The 23,872-nt window shown below is 71.4% G+C and carries 21 protein-coding genes; 4 read left to right on the top strand and 17 right to left on the bottom strand.

The window, feature by feature from the left end:
* Position 1: 1 nt before the first annotated feature.
* Genes ABD250_RS17545 through ABD250_RS17480 form a run of 14 tightly spaced genes read right to left on the bottom strand, consistent with a single transcriptional unit; the run spans position 2 to position 15,993 of the window.
* Positions 2–607, bottom strand: a complete 606-nt coding sequence (locus ABD250_RS17545; protein WP_182658534.1) for a hypothetical protein — start codon at positions 605–607, stop codon at positions 2–4.
* A complete protein-coding gene (locus ABD250_RS17540) occupies positions 597–1,811 on the bottom strand; it encodes an MlaD family protein (protein ID WP_182658535.1) in 1,215 nt (404 codons plus the stop codon). The genes ABD250_RS17545 and ABD250_RS17540 overlap by 11 nt, the downstream gene beginning before the upstream one ends.
* Entirely contained in the window at positions 1,808–2,908 is a 1,101-nt protein-coding gene (locus ABD250_RS17535; RefSeq protein ID WP_179523933.1) for an MlaD family protein, read from the bottom strand. The genes ABD250_RS17540 and ABD250_RS17535 overlap by 4 nt, the downstream gene beginning before the upstream one ends.
* Positions 2,909–2,913: 5 nt before the next feature.
* On the bottom strand, positions 2,914–4,023 hold the full coding sequence (locus ABD250_RS17530) for an MCE family protein (RefSeq protein ID WP_182658536.1): 1,110 nt from the start codon (positions 4,021–4,023) through the stop codon (positions 2,914–2,916).
* Positions 4,014–5,057 carry an MCE family protein gene (locus ABD250_RS17525; RefSeq protein WP_182658537.1) on the bottom strand — a complete coding sequence of 348 codons (1,044 nt, stop codon included), beginning with the start codon at positions 5,055–5,057 and terminating at the stop codon, positions 4,014–4,016. The genes ABD250_RS17530 and ABD250_RS17525 overlap by 10 nt, the downstream gene beginning before the upstream one ends.
* A complete protein-coding gene (locus tag ABD250_RS17520; protein ID WP_182658538.1) occupies positions 5,054–6,100 on the bottom strand; it encodes an MlaD family protein in 1,047 nt (348 codons plus the stop codon). Before ABD250_RS17520 ends, ABD250_RS17525 begins: the two co-directional genes overlap by 4 nt.
* A complete protein-coding gene (locus ABD250_RS17515; RefSeq protein ID WP_182658539.1) occupies positions 6,097–7,368 on the bottom strand; it encodes an MCE family protein in 1,272 nt (423 codons plus the stop codon). The genes ABD250_RS17520 and ABD250_RS17515 overlap by 4 nt, the downstream gene beginning before the upstream one ends.
* Before the next feature lie 8 nt (positions 7,369–7,376).
* On the bottom strand, positions 7,377–8,258 hold the full coding sequence (locus tag ABD250_RS17510) for an MlaE family ABC transporter permease (protein ID WP_182658540.1): 882 nt from the start codon (positions 8,256–8,258) through the stop codon (positions 7,377–7,379).
* 1 nt (position 8,259) lies between these two features.
* Positions 8,260–9,069, bottom strand: a complete 810-nt coding sequence (locus ABD250_RS17505; RefSeq protein WP_182658541.1) for an MlaE family ABC transporter permease — start codon at positions 9,067–9,069, stop codon at positions 8,260–8,262.
* A 41-nt stretch (positions 9,070–9,110) separates the two neighbouring features.
* On the bottom strand, positions 9,111–10,706 hold the full coding sequence (gene fadD5, locus ABD250_RS17500; RefSeq protein ID WP_182658542.1) for a fatty-acid--CoA ligase FadD5: 1,596 nt from the start codon (positions 10,704–10,706) through the stop codon (positions 9,111–9,113).
* A 42-nt stretch (positions 10,707–10,748) separates the two neighbouring features.
* Positions 10,749–11,540 (bottom strand): enoyl-CoA hydratase-related protein, encoded by a 792-nt coding sequence (locus ABD250_RS17495; protein ID WP_344393513.1) that lies wholly within the window; start codon positions 11,538–11,540, stop codon positions 10,749–10,751.
* Positions 11,537–12,523 (bottom strand): NAD(P)H-dependent flavin oxidoreductase, encoded by a 987-nt coding sequence (locus tag ABD250_RS17490; protein ID WP_182616474.1) that lies wholly within the window; start codon positions 12,521–12,523, stop codon positions 11,537–11,539. Before ABD250_RS17490 ends, ABD250_RS17495 begins: the two co-directional genes overlap by 4 nt.
* Positions 12,523–14,733, bottom strand: coding sequence for a 3-hydroxyacyl-CoA dehydrogenase NAD-binding domain-containing protein (locus ABD250_RS17485; protein WP_344393511.1), 2,211 nt, complete (start codon positions 14,731–14,733; stop codon positions 12,523–12,525). The genes ABD250_RS17490 and ABD250_RS17485 overlap by 1 nt, the downstream gene beginning before the upstream one ends.
* A 42-nt stretch (positions 14,734–14,775) precedes the next feature.
* Positions 14,776–15,993 (bottom strand): acetyl-CoA C-acetyltransferase, encoded by a 1,218-nt coding sequence (locus ABD250_RS17480; protein WP_182659419.1) that lies wholly within the window; start codon positions 15,991–15,993, stop codon positions 14,776–14,778.
* A 162-nt stretch (positions 15,994–16,155) separates the two neighbouring features.
* Here ABD250_RS17480 and ABD250_RS17475 point away from each other — a divergent pair, with 162 nt between their 5' ends.
* Positions 16,156–17,376 carry a TetR/AcrR family transcriptional regulator gene (locus ABD250_RS17475; protein WP_179523943.1) on the top strand — a complete coding sequence of 407 codons (1,221 nt, stop codon included), beginning with the start codon at positions 16,156–16,158 and terminating at the stop codon, positions 17,374–17,376.
* Positions 17,377–17,416: 40 nt separating this feature from the next.
* On the opposite strand, the gene ABD250_RS17470 is transcribed toward ABD250_RS17475, so the two are convergent.
* From ABD250_RS17470 to ABD250_RS17460, 3 genes are read right to left on the bottom strand one after another with little or no spacing between them, the layout of a single operon-like run.
* Positions 17,417–18,634: an oxygenase MpaB family protein gene (locus ABD250_RS17470; RefSeq protein WP_344393508.1), complete on the bottom strand. Its 1,218-nt coding sequence runs from the start codon at positions 18,632–18,634 to the stop codon at positions 17,417–17,419.
* On the bottom strand, positions 18,631–19,728 hold the full coding sequence (locus ABD250_RS17465) for an oxygenase MpaB family protein (RefSeq protein WP_182657726.1): 1,098 nt from the start codon (positions 19,726–19,728) through the stop codon (positions 18,631–18,633). The genes ABD250_RS17470 and ABD250_RS17465 overlap by 4 nt, the downstream gene beginning before the upstream one ends.
* A gap of 7 nt (positions 19,729–19,735) precedes the next feature.
* A complete protein-coding gene (locus ABD250_RS17460; protein ID WP_182657728.1) occupies positions 19,736–21,232 on the bottom strand; it encodes an aldehyde dehydrogenase family protein in 1,497 nt (498 codons plus the stop codon).
* A 114-nt stretch (positions 21,233–21,346) separates the two neighbouring features.
* Here ABD250_RS17460 and ABD250_RS17455 point away from each other — a divergent pair, with 114 nt between their 5' ends.
* The 3 genes from ABD250_RS17455 (at position 21,347) to ABD250_RS17445 (ending at position 23,863) form a co-directional block, all read left to right on the top strand.
* Positions 21,347–22,489, top strand: a complete 1,143-nt coding sequence (locus tag ABD250_RS17455) for an acyl-CoA dehydrogenase family protein (RefSeq protein ID WP_095718895.1) — start codon at positions 21,347–21,349, stop codon at positions 22,487–22,489.
* Positions 22,486–22,956, top strand: a complete 471-nt coding sequence (locus ABD250_RS17450; RefSeq protein WP_179523947.1) for a GXWXG domain-containing protein — start codon at positions 22,486–22,488, stop codon at positions 22,954–22,956. The genes ABD250_RS17455 and ABD250_RS17450 overlap by 4 nt, the downstream gene beginning before the upstream one ends.
* Positions 22,957–23,062: 106 nt before the next feature.
* Complete coding sequence (locus tag ABD250_RS17445) at positions 23,063–23,863, top strand: LLM class F420-dependent oxidoreductase (protein ID WP_182657730.1); 801 nt, start codon at positions 23,063–23,065, stop codon at positions 23,861–23,863.
* Positions 23,864–23,872 lie beyond the last annotated feature (9 nt).

Genomic DNA, 23,872 nt, shown 5'->3' with positions numbered 1-23,872 from the left:
ATCAGGCCAGTTCGGCGGAGTCGAGCAGCCAGCGGTTCCCGTCGCGGACCAGGGTCACGACCATGCGGCTCGCGTCGACCCGGCCCTCGGGCACGGTGACGTTGGTGATCTCCTGATCCAGGAAGACCAGCACCACGGCGCTGCCGGTGTCCACGCTCTGAACCCCCGCGTGGGTCACGGTTCCGGTCGAGGTGCCCTGTCCGTTGGTGAGCAACTCGCGCAGCCCCTCGGAGACCTCGCGATAGCGGTCGGCGAACTCCGGAGTGGCGTCCGCCACGACCGCCTCGATGTTGGCGTCCACGTCGGCGTGGTCGTAGGAGGCGAGTTGGACGACCAGGCGGGTGGCGTCCTCGACCGCGCTGCGTCGGAGTTCGTCCTCCCGGTGGTCCGACCACACGAGGTAGCCCAACCAGGCACACGCGGCCACCAGTGCCACCACGACCACAGCGCTCACGATGCGAGCGGAGTTCCTCCGCGGGGGGGTCGTGCCCTCCACGGGATCGTCGTCCACCGTGGAGGTGTCCGCCCGGGCCTTGTCCTCCGGGACGTTGTCCGCCCGGGCCCTATCCTCCGGGACGTTGTCCTCCCTGGGTGCCTCAGCCGCCATGACGCAGTCCTTCCATCATCGTCGCCCAGTACGCGGCGATCTCCTTGCCGGTCGGGACGAGCACAGGGTCGACGGCCATGTGCGGGCCGATCCTGGTTCCGGGTTCGGTCGCCCCCGCCAGTCCCTCGTCGTTCGGTCGGGGAGCCGCCCGCGATCCCCGCTGCTCCAGGTCCTCGCCCGGCGGGCAGTACAACCGCAGATTCGGCTCACGCGGGGAGTGGTCGACGACGTCGCGGGGCTCGTACGGGTAGACGCACACCGGCCCCTGGGTGGCGACCAGTTGGAAGTCCGCGCGACCGTCACGCACGGTCCCCGCCAGGGCCCGCAGTCCCCGCTCGCCCTGGGTGAGGCCGGCCTCCCAGGCGGGTCCCCGATCGCGGAACACGGGTGTGACGACGAGGGTGTTGGCGAGCAGGCCGGCCGCGTCCTCCCGGTTGGCATCGAGGAGCACCTGGGCCCGGAGCATCGCCTCGGGTGAGCGGTCGAGCAGGTACACGAGCGTGTCCTCCCGGCGGGCCAGCTGCTCGGCGACGTCGCGGGCCACCGAGGCCGACCCGCTGAGGGGATCCGGGCGGGCCGCCAGCGCGCGCACGGTCACGAGCCCGTCGCCGACGAGCCCGCGGAACGTGGGAGCCTGCTCGGTCAACACAGCCGTGAGCAGTGCGGTGTCCTCGAGGATCGCGCCAAGCCGCGGGCCGTTGCCCTCGAGAGCGGTGGCCACGCTGTCCCCGAACGAGGCCAGGGACTCCGGGTCCAGCGCCCGCAGCGAGGTGTCGATATCGGCGATGAGGTGCTCGATCGACGCGGGTTGCTCGTCCTCGGGGACCAGCAACTCACCACCTTCTCCCAGGTAGGGACCGGCTCCGCTCGTCGGCCGGACGTCGAGCCGGTTGTCCCCCAGGGCCGTGCTGGTCACCACCCGGGCGTGTGCGCTGACGGGGATCCGGGTGCCGTCGACGATCCTCAGGTGGAGCCGGACCCCGCCGACCCCGTCGAGAACGGCGTCCTGGACCTCCCCCACGTCCACGCCGCGGTAGGTCACGCGCACCCCGGGTCCGAGGCCCCGCGCGTCCTCGACGTGGGCCACCACCCGGAAACCACTCGCCACGTCGGCGTCCTCCCCGATGTACCGGATGCCGTAGCCGATGGCGACCACCGAGATGAACGCGAACAGCAGCGCCTGCGTGACGATGTGGCGGTTCACGGCGCACCCCCCACGGGCGGCTGGGCGTCGGGGGGGCCGGTGGCACCGGGCGGCAGCGGTCGACCCGCGCGCGCCTCACCGCCGGTGCCCAGGGCATCCAGCGAGCCGGGGAGGTCGAGCGCGCCGTCGAACATCATGTGGTCCCCGCGGATCGCGACGTCGAAGTTCGTGACGAAGCGCTGCAGGGCGTCCAGGGTGGGGGCCACCTCGTCCCCGAAGCCCTCCATGTCCTCGAGCAGGACGGTCAGTGTGCGCAGTGACGGCGTCAGGCGCCCGTCCGTAGCCGAGGTGAACTGCTCGACCTGCACTGTCAGGGCGGTGGTGGTGTCCATGAGTGCGGTGATCGTCTCCCGACTGGCCGCCGCCTCCGAGACGAGGTCGGCGGACACCCGCATGCCGCGGTCGATGAGCTCGCGGCGACCGGCGAGCGAGGCGTTGACCCGGTCCAGGGCGAGGATCGTCCGGTCGATCTCGTCGCGGTTCGCCTCGTACAACTCCAGGGCGCGGTCCCCACGCTCCCGGATGCGCCCGATCTCCTCACCTCGCCCGTCCAGGGCCACGGTGAGCTCCTCCATCACCGAGCCGAGCTGCGCGATCCCACTCCCGTTGAGCAGCAGTCCCAGCGAGGCGAGGCTCGACTCGAGGTCCGGACCGACGCCGGTGTGCACCCGCGGAACGACCCCCGTGTCCTCGAGTAGTGCACCGGTCGCGGGCGCCGCCGGCGGGGTGAGCGCGATGAACGGGCTGCCGAGGGCGGTGGGCAGGCGGATCTCGGCGAAGACGCCGGCGGGGACGCCGGAGTCACCCTCGAGGCGGACGCCGATCACGGCCTCGGTTCCGTCGGTGCCGACGCTGCGGACCCGGCCGACGAGGCGTCCCCCGTAGCGGACCTCCGCTCCGGGTGCGAGCCGGTCGGCGCGCTCGAACCGCATCTCCACGTCCGCCGAGCCCTCCCCGGTGTCCATCCCCAGGGGAACAGACTGGAGTGCGAGTTGTGGCGTGTTCACGGCCACCATCGCCGCACCCCCGAGCAGTGCCACCCCGAGGAGGGCCACGAGTCCGCGCACCAGGTGCGGACGGGTTCTGGTCTCACGCATGGCGCTCACCCACCCCCCGCGACTCGTTCGAACGCCCCGACCAGGCCGATCGGGTCACTCTGTTCGACCGGGAACATGAGCGGGTTGGTCAGGCCGGCGCCCGTGCACAGTGGGAGCGGCTCACGTCGGCAGAGTTCGCGGCCACGGGCGAAGTGGGTGATGTTGGACGAGACGTTGAGGCGGATGCGCGCGCGGCCGTCGGGTCCGATCCCGGCCGCGAGGTTCTCCATCATCACCGGGTACAGATCCAGGAACTCCGCGAAGTCCGCGCGGTGGCGGGCGTACAACGCCGTCACCTCGCGGGTCGCGGCGGTCGTCCCGGTGATGTCGTCCCCGCGCGCGGCGACGATCGCGTCGAGTTCGTCGAGGATCACACGGAGGTCCTCCGCCGGGGCCGCCACGTCGATCTGGTCGTCCCGGAGCTGCCGACCCAGGTCGTCGAGTCCCAGCACGAGGTCGCGCATGGTCTGGTCGCGACCGCCCGCGGCGTCCATCAGCACCGCGAGCTCGGTGACGATCGCGTCGAGATCCTCGGCCCGGTCCCCGCCCACCGCCGAGACCGTGGACAGGTTCCGGATGGCCCGGCTCAGCGTCTCCCCCCGGCCGTCGAGGGCCTCGGCCCCCCGGTCGAGACCACGTGCCACCTCGTCGGCTCCGGGCGAGAACGCCGAGCTCAGGGTGTCCAGGCTGGAGACGAACTCGTCGAAGTCGAGGGGTGCCCGCGTCCGCTCGGCCGGGATCACCCCGTCGTCCGGGAACGTCGGCCCGCCCACGTAGGCGGGGGTGAGCTCGACGAACCGGTCGGCGATGACGGCCGGGTTCATCACCACAGCCCCCACGTCCGCGGGCAACCGCGTACCGGGATCCAGTGAGAGCCGCACCCGTGCGAGGTCCCCCGTCGGCTCGACCTTCTCGACGATCCCCACCTCGACCCCCACGATCCGGACTTGCGAACCGACGTACACGCCCTCGGCGGAGGCGAACTCGGCCGTGATCACCTGGCGACCGCCGTCTCCCCGGGCGCCGGAGAGCAGAGAGGCCAACACCAGGACGGCGGCGAGGGCGGTGACGACGATCGCGACGACCCTGGTCCGGCTCACACGTCTCAGTTGCATCCGTCCATCACCCCCAGGGCGCAGAGCGCCGAATCCGGGATCGGGCCGGTCGGTGTGGCGACATCCGTCCACGGGCCGTTCCCGGTCGCGTCCGTGACCGCGCGGAGTCCTGGTGGCATCCGGGTGAGCACCTCGTCCATCGCGTCGATGTTCCTCTGGTAGGTCTCGCTGATCGAGCGCATGTTGCCCAGCACGCGGTCCACGTCCTCGGCCTCCTCGTCGAGCAGCACCCGCACCCGGGTCGCGAGATCCTCCAGGGACGACACGAGGGAGCTGAGCGCCTCACGACGCTGGGTGAGCACGGTGACCAGCACGAGTGACTGGTCGGTCAGAGCTCGGATACCCGCCTCCTGCGAGACGAGGACCCCGGTCAGTTCGCGGGTCGTGGTGACCACCCCGGACATCCGCGCGTCCTCGCGGGCGAGGAGACCCAGGGCCGCGGAGACGTCGTCGATCGACTGACCGGCGGCCCCGGCGTCCTGCGGCAGGATGCTGTCCAGGCTGTCGATCATCGCGCTGACGGCCCTCGTGTCGAGCTCCTCGGCCAGGTCCGTGACCGCTCCCCCGATGTCGTCGATCATGTACGGCGACGTGGTGCGTTCCACCCCGATCCGCCGGTGCGGGCCGAGGTCCCCCCCGCCCGCCGGCGTGACCTCGAGGAACCTGTTCCCGAGGATCGACTTGAGACCGATCGTGGCGGTGCTCGCCTCGCCCAGGTCCTGGCCCCGGTCGAGCCGGAACCCCACCACCGCGAGCCCGTGCTCCAACGTCAGGGAGTCCACGCGGCCACTGGGCACGCCGGCCACCAGGACCGGGTCCCCCGTCCGTAACCCCCCGGCGTTGGCGAACTCGGCCGCGTAGTGGTCGGTGCGCAGGACGTACCACAGTCGGGGCAGGGCCATGCTCGCCGCGAAGATCGCGATGACCAGCAGGATCGACGTGGCTCCCACGAAGACGGTGTTGCCGCGACGGGTGTGCCTCGGGTCGCGGACGAGGTCGACCAGACTCTCCCGCACCATGGTGATCGGACTCATCGGCACGCCCCCGAGTTCCGGTAACCGAACAGGCTGGTCTCCCAGTCGTCCCACTTGACCGTGAAGTTGCACATGTAGAGGGCCAGGAAGCCACCCTTCTGAGCCTGGGCGTTAACCTCCCGGGCGAACAGCGGGGCCTTGCCCATCGCGGTGTCGAACGCCGGGGTGTTGGGGATCCACCCGTCGGTCGTGTGACGAGCGGCGTCCACGCTCGCGCGGAGATCCGGATCGGTCTCGCGGAGCATCGAGGCCAGTGTCGCGGTGGCCGCGTCCCCGCGCTCGATGAGCACCGCGAGGTCGTTCCCGCCGCCGTCCGCGAGCGCCCCGGAGACGGTGTCGAGTCCCCTGACCAGCCGCTGGAGGTCCTCCTCCCGCTCGGTGAGCGTGGTGTTGAGCGCCGTGATGTTGTCCGCGAGCCGGGTGTACACGTCCTGCCTGCCGACGATGTCCCGGCTCAGCAGCGCCAGGCGGGCGAGCAGGACGTCCATGGCACCCGGTTCGCCCTGGAACGCGGCGACCACGGTGCGCGAGAGGGTGTTGACCTCGTCCGGCCGCACCGCCTCGAACAGCGGCTTGAACCCGTTGACGAGCGCGGTGAGGTCCACGGGATCGGTGGTGGCCTCCAGCGGGATACGCGTCCCCTCCGGCAGCGGGTCGGCACCGCCGACGGCCGGTCCGCCGTCCGGTGGGGGATCGAGGGAGAGATAGCGGATGCCCAGCATGTCCCCGTAGCGGACCGACGCGCGCGCGCCACTCGCGACCGGCGCCGAGCGCTCGACCTCGAAGTCGACGACGGCGATCGTCTCGCCCAGGGGGCCGACCTCCCGCCCGACTCCGAGCACCCTGCCCACGCGGACGCCGGCGACCGTGACCTCGGAGCCCGGGCCGAGCCCGCCGACGTCGGTGAACTCGGCGCCGTACGCCCGCGCTCCCCACCCGATCGGCACCCGGAGAGTGTTGACCACCAGCACCGTGCACAGGACCCCGACCAGGCAGTAGACGAAGAGCCCCAGGGCCGGACGCAGACCGCGGTGACTCGTCATCGGATCGTCACCTCGGTACCCCGCACGAGCGGACCGAGCATGGTCCACGCCGCGGCATCGGGCGCGACCTCGGGATCGGCGGGCGGAGGCACGGGCGACCCGGGCTCGGACGCGGCGGCCGCCTGGAGTTCCCGGATCAGGTCCCGCTCCGAGGCGGCGGCGACCGTGAGACCGGTCCCGCGGTGGGGGGACGCCGCACCCGAACACGTCGACCCGGCCAGGTCGGGATAGCGGGGGCAGTCCTCGGGCCCGTACGGCATGGGGTCGGAGAACGACGGGACCGCCGTGATGGTGAACCGCCCCGTGGAGAACGCCGCCTCCCCGGCCTCCCCCATGGGGCGCATGGCGTAGAGGGTCCGGATGACCCCGTGCGGGTTCCGGGCGGTCCGGTCGAACACCACCCCGGTGTCGTCGACCAGTCGGATCGCACCCGTCACGGTCCGGTCGGCCATGTGCGCGCCCGACCCGGTGACCGCCAGGCCCGCGTCGAGCAGCCGGCCGAGGGAATCGGGGCGGTCCACCACGATCTGCGAGAGCCGCGTCGCCTCCTGCAGGGTCTCGAGGATCACCGGGCCGGCCGCTGCCAGGTCCTCGGCGAGGTAGGCGAGGGCGGAGGACGCACCGGCGGTCTCCTCCAGCGCGGGCGACAGGTGCTCACCCGCCCGGTCCACGTCCCCGATGACCCTCCCCAGCATCTCGCCCCGGCCGTCGAGGGCCCGATCGAGTGCGGTGAGCGTGACCTGCAGACGTTCGGGTTCGATGGAGACCAGCAGGTCGCTCGCGCGGGTGAACACGTCGTAGAGGAGCACGGCCTCCTCGGAACGGTCGGCGGCCAGGACGTCTCCGCTGTCGAGCCCTCCGGCGGGGCGCGTCGTCCCCGGCTCGCCCGGGGTCACCAGGTCCAGGCGCACGTCCCCGAACAGTGTCCGCGGGACCGCACGGACGACGACGTCGGAGGGGATGCGCTCCGCGTGCTCCGGGGCGATCAGCATCTCTATCCTCGTGCCCGGTTCGTCGTCGTCACCCGAACTGTCACCTGACACGACACCGATGGACGACCGCACGTCACCCACCTTCACCCCGAGGTGATGGACGGGGGCGTGGACCGGGACCCGGCCCGCCTCCGAGGGCAGCACCGCCGTCACCGTCGCCCCCGGGTCGAGGACGCCCGCGCCCCGGGCGACGAGGAACCCCGCCAGCACCACGGCCACGACACTCGCGACCAGCCCGCGGACCGCCAGCGTCCGCTCGGGCGTCGGTCCCGCCACACGCCGCCTCACGTGATCCCCAACGCCGGGACCTCGGGCACCAGGCCCCACAGGGCGAAGGTGAGCACGATGTCGATGAACCCGATGAGGAGGATGCTGGTCCGCAGCGCACGGCCCGCGGCCCGCCCGACGCCCTCGGGGCCGCCCGTCGCGTGATACCCGTAGCTGCAGTGCACGAGCACGATCACCAGGGCGAACACCACCGCTTTGATCAGCGAGTAGAGGACGTCCTCGGGTCCCAGGGTGATGTGGAAGAAGTAGTCGTAGGTACCCGCCGAGCCGCCGTTGACGTGCACCACCACCACCCGTGTGGCGATGTACGTCGCCACCAGTCCGACGGCGTACAGCGGCACGATGCAGATCATCGTGGCGATGACCCGGGTCCCGGCCAGGTAGGGGATCGTCGGCACGGACATCGCGTCGAGGGCGTCGATCTCGTCCGAGATCCGCATCGAGCCCAGCCGGGCGGTGAAGCCGGTGCCCACCTTGGCGGCCAGGGCGATGGAGGCCACGACGGGCGCGAGTTCGCGCGTGTTGGCCATCGCCGAGAGCATCCCGGACAGGCTGGTCATGCCGATCAGGTCCAGACCGCGGTAGGTCTCGACGCCCACCATGATCGCCGCGACCGCCGACATGGCCAGGACGATGCCGATGGTGCCGCCGCCGGCGATCAACGAGTTGGAGCCGAAGCCCACGTCGACGACCTCTTTGACCACCTGCTTGCGGTAGCGCACCAACGCGGTGGGCAGCGTGAGGAGCACCCGACCCGCGAAGGTCACGTGCCGGCCGACCTCGGCCATGCCGGTGGCGGTGCGCGCCAGGACCGCAGCCGGCCGGGATGCCCGGAGCCGCTGGGCGGCGCTCGTGTCGGTGACGGGGAGGGAGGTCATGTCAGTACTTCCCCACCGACGGCACGGCGAGCCCGTAGACCGCCGACATGACGGTGTTGATCACGAACACGGTGACGAAGGCCAGGACGACCGTCTCGTTGACCGCGTCCGCGACCCCGCTCGACCCGCCACTGGCGTGCAGCCCCTTGAACGTCGCGATCAGAGCGGAGACCACGGCGAACGCGACCGACTTGACCATCGCCATCCACAGATCGGAGGGCCGGCCGTAGGCGCTCAGGGTGGACAGGAACGCCCCGGCCGACTCCCCCTGGCCGTACACCTGATAGATCAGACACGCGGTCACCCCCATCGCGGTGACCAGGGCGCACATCACCAGGGAGACCAGCACTGTCGCGATGACGCGGGGCACCACGAGCCGCTCGATCACGTCGAGCCCCATGACCTCCATGGCCTCGACCTCCTCGCGGATGGTGCGGGAGCCCAGGTCCGCGCAGATGGCCGAGCCGCCGACCCCGGCCAGCATGAGCGCGCAGACCAGCGCCGACGCCTGCCCCACCACGACGAAGGCCACGACGGCGCCCGCGTACCCGGCCGCCCCCAGTCGGCCCGCCAACTCCCCCACCGACACGGCGACGAGCACGCCGACCGGCAGCATCAATAGCAACGCCGGCACCGAGCACACCCGCGCGACGAACAGGGCCTGGTCGCGGGTCTCGGCGAGCGAGAGCCGCCCCGTGGCGACCGTGCGCACGCAGCTCAGCAGGGTGAACACCGAGTAGCCGACCAGCGATCCGACCTGTCCCGCCAGATCGACCACCGGGCCTCGGCCCGCGGGGAGTTGGAAGACCATGTCAGTGGTATCCGGGTTCCGACGTCGACTCGGCCGCCGGGTCAGACACCCGTGGAGCCGTGCTCCGAGCGGAGCGCGCCCTTGACCACCTTGCCGCTGGCGTTGCGCGGCAGCTCCTCCACGTGCACGAGGTGCTTGGGCAGCTTAAAGCCGGCCAGTTTGTCGCGTAGCCACCCGGTCAGCTCGTCGAGGGTGATGTCCGCGCGGCCCTCCTCCTCGTGCTGGGCGACCACCGCGACGGGCACCTCGCCCCACTTCTCGTCCTTGCGACCGATCACCGCGACCTCACGGATCCGGGGGTGGCCGGCGATGACGTTCTCGACCTCGGCGCAGTAGATGTTCTCACCGCCGGAGATGATCATGTCCTTCTTGCGGTCCACGACGTAGACGAAGCCCTCGTCGTCCATCCGGACCAGGTCACCGGAGTGGAACCAGCCACCCTCGAAGGCCTCCGCGGTCTCCGCGGGCTTGTTCCAGTAGCCGGACATGGTGGTGGGTCCGCGGTAGACGATCTCGCCCACCTCGCCGGGACCGACCGGCTCCCCGAACGCGTCGATCACACGGGCCTGCAGGGTGGGGATGACCTTGCCGACCGACCCGAGTTTGCGGATCGCGTCGTCACCGTCGAGCGCACAGGTGATGGGGCTCATCTCGGTCTGGCCGAACACCGCGCAGTTGAGGGCGTCCGGGAACGTCTCGGACATGGCGCGCAGGATCGTGTCCGTGGACGGGGCCGCACCCCACGAGATGTTGCGCAGCACGAGCGTCCGCGGGCGGGCCTTCTGCTCGGCGCAGACGGCCTGCCACTGCACCGGCACGAGGAAGACGCTGGTGATCCGCTCCGCCTCGAGGGTGTCGAGCAGTGCGGACGGGTCGAAGGCCTGCAGGGGGTGGACCACCGTGACGCCGCCGAGCTGGAGACTCGGGGCGATCGAACCGAGCGCCGCGATGTGGAACATCGGGGCCGCGCACAGTGCGCGCCCCTCCTCGTCGAAGAGCCGGAACACCCGGATACAGGTCAGGGACTGGGCGGTGAGGTTCTCGTAGGAGAGCATCGCGCCCTTGGGCCGACCCGTGGTGCCCGAGGTGTACATGATGAGGGCGGTGGAGTCCTCCGGGACGTCGACCGGCGGATGCGGTTCGCCCTCCTCGGCCAGCGCGTCGGCGAAGGTGGTCTGGTTCTCGGTGCCGGATTCGCCGCCGATCACGATGTGGTCTCCGGGCTCCTCACCCTGGGCACGGATCGCCCCGACGAGCGGGGCGAGCAGGGCGTCGGTGACGACGACCTTCGGCGCGCAGTCACTCACCAGGTAGGCCAACTCGGCCGGGGTGAGGCGGAAGTTCACCGGCACCGCGATGGCACCCAACCGGTTGATGCCGAGCACCGCCTCGACGAACTCCGGGTTGTTGAGGGTGATCAGCATGACCCGATCACCCCTGGCGACCCCACGACGGGCCAGCGCGTCGGCGAAGAGGCCGCTGCGCTCGTGTAGTTGCGACCAGGTGGTGGTCTGGCCGAGGTAGCGCAGCGCCTCGCCGTCGGGGTTCATCTCGGCGTGGGTGGCCACCCACGTGTTCCAGTGGTTGCGACGGGCGGCGTGGAGTTCCGCGACTGGGTCCATGGTGGCGGTGGTCATGAGTCGGCCTTTCGTGGGGAGCGGTGAGGGTGGAGAACCAGGTCAGGAGAAGTCGGGGCGCCTCTTCTCGAGGATCGAGGCGACCCCTTCGGCGAAGTCGTCGGACACCAGGAGTTCGCACTGTCCCTCGTGCTCCCGTGCCAGGGCGGCGTCCAGCTCGGCGAGGGTGGCCCCGGTGACGGCGCGCTTGGTCAGTTCCAGTGCGCGGCGCGGGCCGCGGGCGAGGCGGCGGGCCAGCTTTGCGGCGGCGGGTCGCAGGTCCGCGGCGGGCAGGACGTCCAGGGCCAACCCCACTTCCCGGGCCTCCGCGGCCGACACGGCGTCCCCGCGCAGCAGCATCCGGGAGGCGACGGAGCGGCCGACCGCCGCGGGGAGGAGCACGCTGGCCCCGCCGTCCGGCATGAGCCCGATGTTGGTGAACGCGAACAGCAGGTACGCGTCGTCGGCCATGAGTACGAGGTCGGAGGCCAGCGCCAGCGAGACGCCCACCCCCGCCGCCGGACCGTTGACCGCGGCGATCACCGGAACCGGGGCGGTCAGCACCGCGCGGACCAGAGCCGCGGCGTTGTCCATGGTGACGTCGGGACCGGGAGCGTCGTCGGCTCCCTCCCGGATGGCCTGCAGGTCCGCCCCGGTGGTGAACGCCCCGCCCTCGCCGGCGAGCACGATGACTCTGGTGTCGGGGTCCAGGCTCTGCTCGGAGATGATCTCCACCAGTGCGCTCACCGTCGGGTGGTCGAGCGCGTTCATCCGGTCGGGTCGGTTGATGCTGATAGTCGCGACACCCAGGTCGTCGCGGTCGACCATGACCGCGTCCCGGCCCGTGGGGGTCATCGGACCGTCTCCGCGGCGGCGACCATGCCGGCCAGCCGGTCGGTGATGATCGACTCGGCCTCGGCCATCATGCGGTCGACCAGCTCGGCCGCGGTGGGCACGTCGTCGATCAGGCCCTGGCACTGACCCGCCGACCAGATGCCGGCGTCCAGGTCGCCGTCTTCGAAAACCTTGCGGCCCCGGGCCCCGGCGACGAGGTGCTGGATGTCGGAGAACTCCACGCCCTCGGCCTCCCTGGCCACCACTTCCGCCGAGACGGCGTTCGCCGCGACCCGCGCGGTGTTGTGCAGCGTGCGGAAGATGAGCGTGGTGTCGAGCTCGGAGTTGGCGACGATCTGCTGCTTGACCTGGTCCGCGACCGGCGATTCGGCCGTGCACATGAACCGCGTCCCCATGTTGGCGCCGTCGGCCCCCAGGGCCAGTGCGGCCACGAGGCCGCGGGCGTCGGCGATGCCTCCGGACGCCAGCATCGGGATGGTCAGCCGGGCCGCCGCGGCGGGGATGAGCACCAGACCGGGGACGTCGTCCTCACCGGGATGTCCGGCGCACTCGAAGCCGTCGATGGAGACGGCGTCCACGCCGAGCTTCTCAGCCTTGAGTGCGTGCCGCACGGAGGTGCACTTGTGGATGACCTTGACGCCGGCGTCGTGGAAGACAGGGAGATGGTCCTTGGGGTTGGACCCGGCGGTCTCGACGATCTTCACGCCCGACTCGACGATCGCCTGGCGGTACTCCGCGTACGGGGGCGGCGTGATCGACGGGAGGATCGTGAGGTTGACCCCGAAGGGCTGGTCGGTCATCTCCCGGCACCGGGCGATCTCGCGGACCAGGTCCTCGGGCGTCGGCTGGGTGAGCCCGGTGATGATTCCCAGCGCCCCCGCCTCGGACACGGCGGCCGCGAGTTCGGCGCGGCCGACCCACATCATGCCGCCCTGGACGATCGGATGACGGACGCCGAACTCCTCGGTGAAGCGGGTACGGATCACGGCTGGACCTCCTCGTAGGTGCCGCCGGAGGCGGCCTTGGACCGCAGGGACTCCGGCGGGGTGAAACGGTCCCCGTAGCGTTCGGCGAGCTCCTCGGCGCGGGCGACGAAGCCGGGCAGGCCGCCCGGGTACTGGTCCATGTAGCGGGCGACGCCGCCGGTCCAGCCCGGGAAGCCGATGCCCAGGATCGAGCCGACGTTGGCGTCGGTGGTGGTCTCCAGCACGCCCTCGTCGAGGCACTTGACGGTCTCGATCGCCTCGGCGAACAACATCCGGTCGATCGCGTCCTGCAGCGGGATCTCGGTGGCGGGGCCGAAAGCCTCCGCCAGGCCCGGCCAGAGTCCGGAGCGCTTGCCGTCGGTGTACTCGTAGAAGCCGGCGCCGGTGGAGCGGCCCTTGCGGTCGTGCTCGTCGATCATCGTGTCGAGTACGGCGTTGCCCGGGTGGTCGGGCAGCGGCCGGCCCTCTGCCTCGGCCGCCTGGCGGGTCTCGTCACGGATCTTGCGGGGCAGGGTCAACGTGAGTTCGTCCATCAGCGCGAGCACCGGCGCCGGGTAGCCGGCCTGCGAGGAGGCCTGTTCGACGGTGGGCGCGGGGACGCCCTCGGCGAGCAGCGCCATGCCCTCACTGGTGAAGGTCCCGATGACCCTCGAGGTGAAGAACCCGCGGGAGTCGTTGACGACGATGGGGGTCTTGCCGATCTGCGCGACCAGTGCCAGGGCGCGCCCGAGGGCATTCTCCGAGGTCTCGGCGCCCTTGATGATCTCGACCAGCGGCATCTTGTCGACGGGCGAGAAGAAGTGCAGGCCGATGAAGTCGGCCGGCCGGTCCACGCCGCCCGCGAGCATGGTGATGGGAAGGGTCGAGGTGTTGGAGCACAGCAGCGCGTCCGGGGCGATGTGCGGCGCGATCTCCGCGAACACCGTCTCTTTGACCTTCGGGTCCTCGAACACGGCCTCGATGACGGCCTGCGCACCGGAGGCGGCCGCGGCGTCGGTGGTGGGGGTGATGCGCGCCAGGAGCGCCTCGCCCTTCGCCTGCGCGGCGTCCCGGGCCTCGCCCTCGGCGGCGCGGGCGACGGTCTTGGCGACGAGCTTCTCCGAATAACCCTTGCCCCGCTCGGCGGCGGACTGGTCGATGTCCTTGAGGACGACCTCCATACCGGCCTTGGCGCACACGTAGGCGATCGCCGCGCCCATCATCCCGGCGCCCAGGACCACGACCTTGGTGATCGGTTCGCGGTCAGCCGACCCGTACGCCTTCGCGAGCCCGTTGGCCTTCTGCAGGTCGAAGAAGAACGCGCGGATCATGTTCTTGGCGGTCTGCCCGGTGGCGAGTCCGGCGAAGTAGCGGGCCTCGATCGCCTGGGCGGCGGCGAAGTCCACCCCGGCGCCCTCCACGGCCGCGGCCATGATCGCGACGGGGGCCGGGTACGGCGCGCCCTTGAGTTGCTTGCGCAGCATCGCGGGGAACGCGGGGAGGGTGGCGCCGAGCGCCGGGCTCGACGGCGTGCCCCCGGGCATGCGGTAGCCCTTGCGGTCCCACGGCTGGGTCGCCGCCTCGGGATCGTCGGCGTTGGCGGCGATCCACGCCTTCGCCGCGGGCACCAGGTCGTCGGGGCCGGCCACCAGCTCGTCGACGAGCCCGAGCTCGTGGGCCCTGCCCGGACGCAGGCGCCTGCCCTCGAGCAGCACCTCCGTCAGGGCCGTGGCCACACCGAGCATGCGCACGGTGCGGACGATCCCGCCGCCACCGGGCAGCAGACCGAGACTCACCTCGGGTAGGCCCAGCTGGATCGCGGGCGAGTCCACCACGATCCGGTGGTGGGTGGCCAGCGCGATCTCGAGACCGCCGCCGAGCGCGGCACCCGCGATGGCGGCCACGACGGGCTTACCCAGGGTCTCCAGTCGCCGCAGTGGCGCCTTGGCCCGCTCGACGGTGGCCACGGCCAGGTCCGCCCCGTCAGCGGGGATCGACAGGATGTCGGCCAGGTCGCCGCCGGCGAAGAAGGTCTTCTTGGCGGAGGTCAGGATCACGCCGGTGATCTCGTCGACCTCGGAGGCGAGCCTGTCGACGGCCGCCTCCATGGACGCCAGGTAGTCGGCGTTCATGGTGTTGGCGCTCTGACCCGGATCGTCCATGGTGAGGACGACGACGCCGTCGGCGTCGCGCTCGTAGGTGATGGTGTTGGTGAATTCGCTGCTCATTGGGGTTTTTCTCGTCCTTGTCAAGGCTGGCGGCCGGGTCGTCTACAGGCGTTCGATGATGGTGGCGATGCCCATGCCGGCACCCACGCACAGGGTCGCGAGGGCGTAGCGGGCGTCGCGACGTTCCAGCTCGTCCAGGGCGGTGCCGAGGATCATCGCGCCGGTCGCGCCGAGGGGGTGCCCCATGGCGATCGCGCCGCCGTTGACGTTGATCTTCTCCATGGGGACCCCGAGGTCCTTGGCGAACTTCATCGGCACGGCGGCGAACGCCTCGTTGACCTCGAACAAGTCGATGTCGTCGATCGTCAGGCCGGCTTTGGCGAGGGCCTTGCGGGCGGCCGGGGTGGGGCCGGTGAGCATGATCGTGGGCTCCGAACCGATGACGGCGGCCGAGACGATCCTGGCGCGCGGCGCGAGGCCGTTGCGCTCGCCGGCCTCGGCGTTGCCGATGAGCATCGCGGTGGCACCGTCGACGATCCCGGAGGAGTTCCCGGCGTGATGGACGTGGTCGATGCGCTCGACCGAGTGGTACTTCTGCAGCGCCACGGCGTCGAAACCGGCCTGCTCACCGAGCGCCGCGAACGACGGCCGGAGTGACGCGAGATCGTCGGCGGTGGTGCCCCGCCGGATGTGCTCGTCATGGTCGAGCACGACCAGACCGGCGGAGTCGACCACCGGGATGACCGAGCGCGCGAAGCGGCCCTCGTCCCAGGCGGCGGAGGCGAGCTCCTGCGACCGCGCGGCGAACTCGTCGACGTCCCCGCGGGAGAAGCCCTCGATCGTGGCGATGAGGTCCGCGCCGATCCCCTGCGGGACGAACGAGGTGGAGTAGTTGACCCGGGGGTTCTGCGCCCAGGCGCCGCCGTCGGAGCCCATCGGGACCCGCGACATCGACTCCACGCCACCGGCGACGACGAGGTCCTCCCACCCCGCGCGGACCTTCTGCGCGGCCAGGTTCACGGCCTCGAGCCCGGAGGCACAGAAGCGGTTCTGCTGCACCCCGGCCACCGTCTCGGGCAGTCCGGCGGCGAGGGCCGCGATGCGGGGCAACACCGCGCCCTGCTCACCGACCGGACCGACGATGCCCATGACGACGTCCTCGATCTGTGCGGGATCGAGACCGCTGTTGCGCTCGACCAGCGAACGCAGCACGCCGACGGCGAGGTCGATCGGGGCGACGCTGTACAGCGAACCGCTGGACTTGCCCTTACCGCGTGGCGTGCGCACCGCGTCGTAGATGTAGGCCTCGGGCACTGACATGGGTGGGTTGTCCCTTCCGTCCCGAGCCGGTCTGCGACGACGCACTCGAGACACTCACATGGATTCGATCACATATATCTGTGAATTCGGGTTTACTATGGCCACTGTATCCGCTGTTGTCAAGATCACACCCCGATCCGCCCTCACGAGATCCGAGAGGTCATGACATCGTCACCACCACTGCCCACGAGGTTCCCGGACGCCCCTCCACCGGGGTCCCGACGTGCGGAGATCGCGCTGGCCGCGGCCGAGGAGTTCACTCGACGCGGATACCACGCGACCCGTGTGGAGCACATCGCGGATCGACTCGCGGTGACCCCCGGTGCGCTGTACCGGTACGTCCCGGGCAAGTACGCGATGTTCCGAGACGCGGTCGCCACGCTCGTCGGGGAACTCGACGCCGCCACGTCCGGTTCCGATGACCTCGACCACCTGGTCGACTCGGTCACCCGGGCGACACTGACCCACCGCTCCCGCGCCGCGCTGTACCGCTGGCAGATCCGGTATCTCACGCCGGAGGACCGGGCGGCGGTCGTGGCGGCCGACATCCGGATCCGCCAGCGATTCTCCGACGCGATCCGCGGACACGGCGCTGTCGCCCGGACCGGGACCCGGGGCGCGGCCGGCGCCATCCTCGCCTGCATCGCCTCGCTCGGCCATCACCGCATCGAGGTCACCGAAGCGGGCGCGGTGGCGCTGATGCAGTCGATCGCGGCGGACCTGGCCGGATCCACCCCGGGCGTCAGGTCGACGCCGACTCCGCGAGCGGAACACCCGCCCGCGCCCGGGCCCACGGCACCGGGCCGGCTCCGTGGCGGGGCCGCCACCCGGGAGGGCGCGATCACCGCCGCGATAGCCCGGTTCCACTCCTCCGGCTACGACGAGGTGACGATGGAGGCGATCGGCGCCGACGTGGGCGTCGCCGCGTCGGCGTTGTACCGGCACTTCCCCGGGAAGTCCGCCTTGCTCACCGCAGCCGTCGACCGGACCGCGACCCTGGTCTCCGACCTACTCGACCGCCACGCCGCCCTGCACGGCTCCGGGGACGACCCCGCCCGGGCACTCGTCGATCTGCTCGACCAGTACGTCTCCATCTCCTTCTCCCACGGACCCGAGCTCATGCTCTACCACTCGGAACTCGGCACCCTCGACCCCGACGACAGGCGGCGGATCCGCCGGTCCCAGCTGCGCCAGCTCGAGCGCTGGGCCGGGCTGGTCCGCGAGGCGGCGCCTGCGGGATCCGCCGTCGACGACGCGACGGCCCGGATCCGGGTCCACGCCGCCCTCGCCGTGGTGCTGGACGGCGGGCAGGGCTCGGGCTTCCACCCCTCGGCCACCGCCCGACTCGGCGAACTGGCGCGGCTCACCCTGCTGTCCCGCTGACGGCCGCGGCCCTCGTCACCCGGGGCCGGCCGGACTCGCCTCAGGCCAGCGGGGCGACCGTCCCGCGGGAGTAGCGGGTGATCTGCCGACGGATGCGCCGGTAGCCGCGGGCCTCGAGTGCGGTACGCAGCCTCGGGCTCACCGCGGCCGCCCCGTGGGTCACGAGGTTGGCCGGGAACACCAGGGCCGGATACCACGGAAACGCGGGCCGCCGGCCCAACTCGCGCATCCCGGCGACGCCGTTGAGGTAGGTCGCGAGGCTGCGGTGTCTGGCCACGTCCAGGCGGCGGCGCACCGGGGCGAAGCGGGGGAAGTCGGACAGTCCGTAGGACTCCAGCAGCGCCTCGGCGAGTACCGCCGAGTTGGCGTCGGGCGGCGGCGAGGTGCGCAGGAAGTGGTACATGTCCCGCAGGCCTCGACGCGGTCGGTCGTGGAGGAAGTCGGGGTCCACGCCCATCACGTGGCCGATCCAGCGCCACAGGTGCATGACTGCCCGCCCGTCGGCGCGTGAGTGCGGGATGCCCAGCACGAGGGTGCCCAACAGGAACGTCGCGGAGAACAGGCCGTTGGTGGCTGCCATGTCCGCCTGATTGATGGGCAGCCCCTTGGCCGAGGTGTCCCACCCCTTCGCGAGCATCGCGCGGTTGACCCGGGCGTGCATGAGCCGCACGTGCACGGTCATCTCCCAGCCGGCACTCCCCGGGCGCCAGCCGTCAGGTGCCGCGACCGCGTGCCACCAGGCCATGGTCTCCGCGACCCGCGTGGCGGTCCCCTCCCCGGTCAGGCGACCGGTCGAGGTGAGCACCTCGGTCGTGGCCGCCGGCCGGTAGCCGCCGAGGAGGGCGAGATCACCGAGCACATCCTGTCCGGTCAGCCCGGCGCGGAGGCAGACCCGGGCACCGTGGTCGGCGAGGTCGGGGTCCAGCCAGTCGGGGATCTCGGTGACGGCACCGACGAAGTCGCCCACCTCGGCCGGCTCCCCCGGGAGCGAGGACTCACCGGCCGCCGCCGCCCTCAGCGCCTCGCGCACCCGCGCCATGGAGGTCTCACCCCTGTCGATCGCCTCCAGGACCGCGTCGGCACGCGGGTCACCGGACATCAACGCCTCGGAGATCCGCGCGCGATCGGCGGGCGTGGGACCCGAGCGCACGTCGGCGAACGGCCGCAGCAGGCGTGCCGCCCGGCGCCCCCACCGCTCGTCGGCGGCGAAGCGGGCCGGAGCCCCGGGGGGCCTCGGCGGAGCGGAGGCGGTGGTCATGCGCGGTCCTCTCCCCGTCCCTCCCCGCCGCCGTGCATCACCGGGCAGCCCTCGATCCGGTCCCGCTGCTGGATGGGGCAGGCCCCCAGGTCGGCGGGCCGGTAGCCGTTCGGATACCCGGGGTAGGTCCGGTTCTCGGTCGCGCTCGACCCCAGCGCCCGTCGACGTACCGGGAGCCACCGGACCACCGCGGACCGGGCCCGCAGCGCGGCGTACGCGGCCCTGCGTCGTCCCGGCGGCTGCCACGGGAAGCCGAAGGCCCGGGTCATGTCGTCGTCCACCAGCGACAGGACCACCTTGCGGACCGCGGGGCGGACCGCCTCCGGATACCAGGAACACATGAGACCGAGCGTGTACGTGCCGATGAGCTCGTTGTTCCGGTCATAGCGGAAGGTGCGGGCCTCGTAGTCGTCACGCCACCGGCGGAACTCCCCGATGTCCTCCGGGATGTCGGCGATCTTCATCCGCTGCCCCACCCCGCGGTAGAAGTGGAACGCGGCCAGTCGCTCGTGGGGGTGCAGGCGCCGCCACCCGATCGCGTCGATCCACTCCAGCGGCTCGTAGATGAACGTCGACAGCACGTACAGCATGTCGTCGTTGGTGATCTCGTACCGCGCGTGCTGGCGGTTGATCACCCGCAGCGCCTCCTTGCCGCGCGGCGAGTCGTACCCGTGCTCGACCAGCTCCACCATCAGCAACGCGGTGTCGTCGTACCGCTTCTGGGGGTTGTCGCGGAACTGGCCGGCCTGCTCCAGGACCGCCGACACCGAGGGCACACAGTACGTGCGGTACAGGGCCAGCTCGAGTGCCCGCTGGTAGTCCCAGGGGAACTCGTAGGAGGAGGTGATGCGGTGGATCTCCGCCGCGTCGGCGACCGGGTCGAGGGACGCGATGAGATCCCGCCAGTACCAGCGGCCCGGCCTGAGCGGCGGCGACGCCGTGAGCGGGTGCTCGACGGCGGCGTCGGCCACCAGCTCGGACGGGATCGGTCCGAACACCCCGGGCAGGGTGCGCCGTCCCGCGTCCGCGGAGCTCGTCGTCGTCGTGTCCCGGAGTTCCTCCGGCGTCGTTCTGTTCGAGGCGGTGGCGGTCATCGGGAGATCACAGCTTTCCCTGCACGTTGGCCAGCATCCACCTGACCACCTTGATGTCCCTCGGCTTGCGGGTCATGGTCATGAGGTTGAGCGGGGCGGCGAACTTCTGTGCCGTGATGGCCTTGGGCCGCGAGAACTCCCGGAGCCCGTCGGCGCCGTGGATGCGGCCGAAGCCCGAGTCGCCCGACCCACCGAACGGGAGCGAGGGGATCCCGGCGAAGGCCAGGAACGCGTTGACCGACACCATGCCCACGTCGAGCTTCTCCGCCAGCGCCAGTCCCCGCTTGCGGTTGCCGGTGAAGATCGCGCCGCCGAGGCCGTAGCTGCTGGCGTTGGCCTTCTCGACCGCCTCCTCGAGGTCCGCGACCGAGTTGATGACGACGGTCGGCCCGAACGTCTCCTCGGTGATCGCCGTGGAGTCCTCGGGCACGTCGACCAGCACGACCGGCTCGACGACCCGCTCCCCCACCGACTCCTCGCCCCCGATGACGGCCGTGCCACCCCGGGCCAGCGCGTCCTCGACGTGTCGGCGGACGATGTCGATCTGGGACGGCAGCGTCATGGGGCCGTAGCTGGAGGTCACCGAGGTGCCGGGGGTCAGCGCCCGGACCTTCGCGGTGAACTTGTGGACGAAGGCGTCCCGGACGTCCCGGTGGACGTAGATCCGTTCGACGCCGGCGCACGTCTGCCCCGCGTTGCCCATGGCGCCGAAGACCGCCTGGTCGACGGCCGAGTCCAGGTCGGCGTCGGCGTCCACCAGGAACGCGTCCTTGCCGCCGCCCTCGATGACGACGGGGGTGAGGGTCTCCGCGCACGCGGCCATGACCTTGCGGCCCGTCGCGGCCGACCCGGTGAACGCCAGTTTGTCCACGCCCGCCCTGCACAGCGCGGCGCCGGTCGAGCCGTCACCCGTGACGGTCTGGAACAGCGGCTGGGAGGCGCCGAGCGAGTTCCACACCTCGGCGAGCCAGACGCCCACTCCGGGCGTGAGTTCACTGGGCTTGAACACCACGGCGTTGCCGGCGGCCATGGCGTAGGAGAGGGTGCCCATCGGGGTGAACGCGGGATAGTTCCAGGGGCCGATCGCGCCGACGACGCCGTACGGCTGGTACTCGACGTAGGCCGCCTGGTTGCTCATGAGCAGTCCGGCCGACACCGAGCGGCGGCGCAGCACCTTGTCGGCGTTCTTGGCCGCCCACTCCAGGTGGCTCACCGTGAGCATGACCTCGAGCGTCGCGTCCTCGTCCGGCTTGCCGGTCTCGGCGGAGATGAGCGAGGCCAACTCGTCGGAGCGGGAGGCGATCGCCCGCTTGTACTCGAGCAGCCACTCCCGACGACCGCGCGGACCCTGGGCGGCCCACCAGCGGGCGGCGGCGCGCGCACGCTCGACGGCGAGCGCCACCTCCTCGGGTCCGGCGATCGGGTACTCCGCCAGGACCGTGCCGTCGCGGGGATCCAGGCTCGCGAGCGTGGGGCCGGTCTTGCTGGGTTCGGTGGTCGTCATTCGGGTTCCCTCCAGTTTCCGATCACATATATTTGATGTACCGTCCGTGATACGGGCCACAGTAGTCGACTGTGCCCGCCACCGTCACCCCCTGACAGAAAACCGAGGCCAGACGTGTTCGACATCCTCACCGAAGAACAGCGGGACTTCGCCAGGTCCATCGACGACTTCTGCGCGCGCGAGGTCGGAAGCGCCGAGAAGCGGCGGGAGCTCACCACCGAGGGCGGCACCCACTCGCCCGAGATCTACGCCAAGATGGCCGAGCTCGGCTGGCTGGGGCTGACCGTCCCGGAGGAGTACGGCGGCGCCGACGCCGGAGCCGTGGAACTGTGCCTGCTGCTCGAGCACTCGCTGCGCGGCCTGGCCCCCATCGGTGGCATCGGCCCGACCCTCATCACCGGTGCCGCCTACCAGAAGTTCGGCTCCGAGGAGCAGCGCAGACGCGCGCTCGACCTGGTCGTCAAGGGCGGGACCCTGTCCATCTCGATGTCCGAACCCGGCGCCGGGTCGGACGTCGCGGCGCTGCGCTGCAAGGCCGTCCGCGACGGCGACGACTGGGTGATCACCGGCCAGAAGACCTGGTGCTCCAACGCCCACTTCGCCGACCGGATCCTCCTTGTCGCGCGGACCGACTCGTCCGGCGCCAAGCACGAGGGCATCACCATGTTCGACGTGCCGGCCGACATCGAGGGCCTGCAGATCACCGGCATCGAGACCATGGGCGGCAAGGAGGTCAACGACCTGTACTTCACGGACGTCCGCCTGCCCGCCGACTCGGTGATCGGCGAGGTCGGCGGCGGCTGGAAGCAGCTCATGACCGGCCTGAACACCGAGCGGCTCATCCTGGCCGCCATGCAGCTCGGCGTGGCCCAGCGCGCCTTCGACGACTGCCTGACGTTCATCCGCGAGCGGGAGCAGTTCGGCCGCCCCGTCGGCACGTTCCAGGTCATCCGGCACAGGATGGCGGACCTGGCGACCGAGATCGAGGCCACCCGCCTGCTGGTCTACGCCGTGGCCAGGAAGATCGACGAGTCCGACCCCCAGGCACTCTTCCCGCGCGAGGCCTCCATGGCCAAGCTCAAGGCCTCCGAGCTGAGCAAGCGGGTCACCCTCGAGTGCATGCAGTCCATGGGCGGTTACGGCTACGCCACCGAGTACGGCATGGAGCGCCTCGTCCGCCAGGCCGTGGTGTCCACCATCTACGGCGGCACCAACGAGGTCCAGCGCGACATCATCGGGAAGACGTACGGGCTGTGAGCGCGCCGCACACCGACGAGCTGGCCGCGATCCGGGCCCTGGAGACCGTCCCCACCGACCGGGTGACGGCACTGTGGGACTCACTGGAGCCCGCCGGGATCGACGAGATCGCCGGGACCCGGTGGAAGGGCACCGGCCTCGACACCGGGCACCCGATGTTCGCGATGCTCGGGCAGATGCGCTGGTGGGGCAAGGACTTCACCGACCCGCGGAAGGTGGACCCGATCCTGGTCACCGACGAGTCCGGGGCGGTCGTCCCGGACACCTCCGCGACCGGCGGGGGCGGCGCCTCGCTCTGGGAGGTCTCGTTCCGCGGCCGCCCGTGCGCCTCCATGGTGTACGACCGGCTGCCGGTGATCGACCACTTCGCCGTCGTCGACCCCGACACCCTCCTGGCCGTGATGAACGGCCGGGGGACCCTCCACGAGGGCGAGCACTTCTGGTTCCTCCTCGAACGCGAGCGGTAGCGAGGGCTGGGGTGCATCCGACCCGCGCCCGGGTGCGCGACTCGTGTGCACCCGGCGACATCGCGGGTCGGGTGCGCCGGGCGGCGATACGGACCAGACTGGGCGCATGACCCCGACCACCGACCGCCCGGTCCGCATCGCCGTCCAACTCCAACCGCAGCACGCGCCCGACTACGGTCTCCTGCGCGATGCCGTCCGCCGGTCCGAGGACGCGGGCGTCGACGTGGTGTTCAACTGGGACCACTTCTTTCCGCTCTACGGCGACCCCGACGGCGCGCACTTCGAGTGCTGGACCATGCTCGCCGCCTGGGCCGAGCAGACCGAGCGGGTCGAGATCGGCGCGCTGGTCACCTGCAACAGCTACCGGAACCCGGACCTGTTGGCGGACATGGCCCGCACCGTCGACCACATCTCGGGCGGCCGCCTGATCCTGGGCCTGGGCAGCGGGTGGTTCGAGCGGGACTACGCCGAGTACGGGTACGACTTCGGGACCAAGGGGTCGCGCCTCGACGACCTCGGCGACTCGCTCGAGCGGATCGACCGTCGCTTCGCCACGCTCACCCCTCCCCCGACCCGGCACATCCCGGTGCTCCTCGGCGGCGGGGGCGAGCGCAAGACCCTGAAGCACGTGGCCCGCCACGCCGACATCTGGCACTCGTTCGTGGACGTGGAGACCTACCGTCACAAGTCCGCGGTGTTGGCCCGGCACTGCGCCGACGCCGGTCGGGACCCGGCTGAGATCGAGCGCTCCACCGAGATCGGCGGCGCCGCCTCCGCCGACGACGCGCGGCGCTCGGCGGACGCCCTGCTGGCCGAGGGCGTCACGCTGTTCACCGTGGGCCTGAACGGGCCCGACTACCCCTTGGATCTGGTGGAGTCGCTGGTGGCCTGGCGCGACGGCCGCTGACGGCCCGGC

It is taken from the genome of Dietzia cercidiphylli, assembly GCF_039531545.1.
GTDB lineage: Bacteria > Actinomycetota > Actinomycetes > Mycobacteriales > Mycobacteriaceae > Dietzia > Dietzia natronolimnaea.
This window is presented reverse-complemented; position numbering and strand designations above follow the sequence as displayed.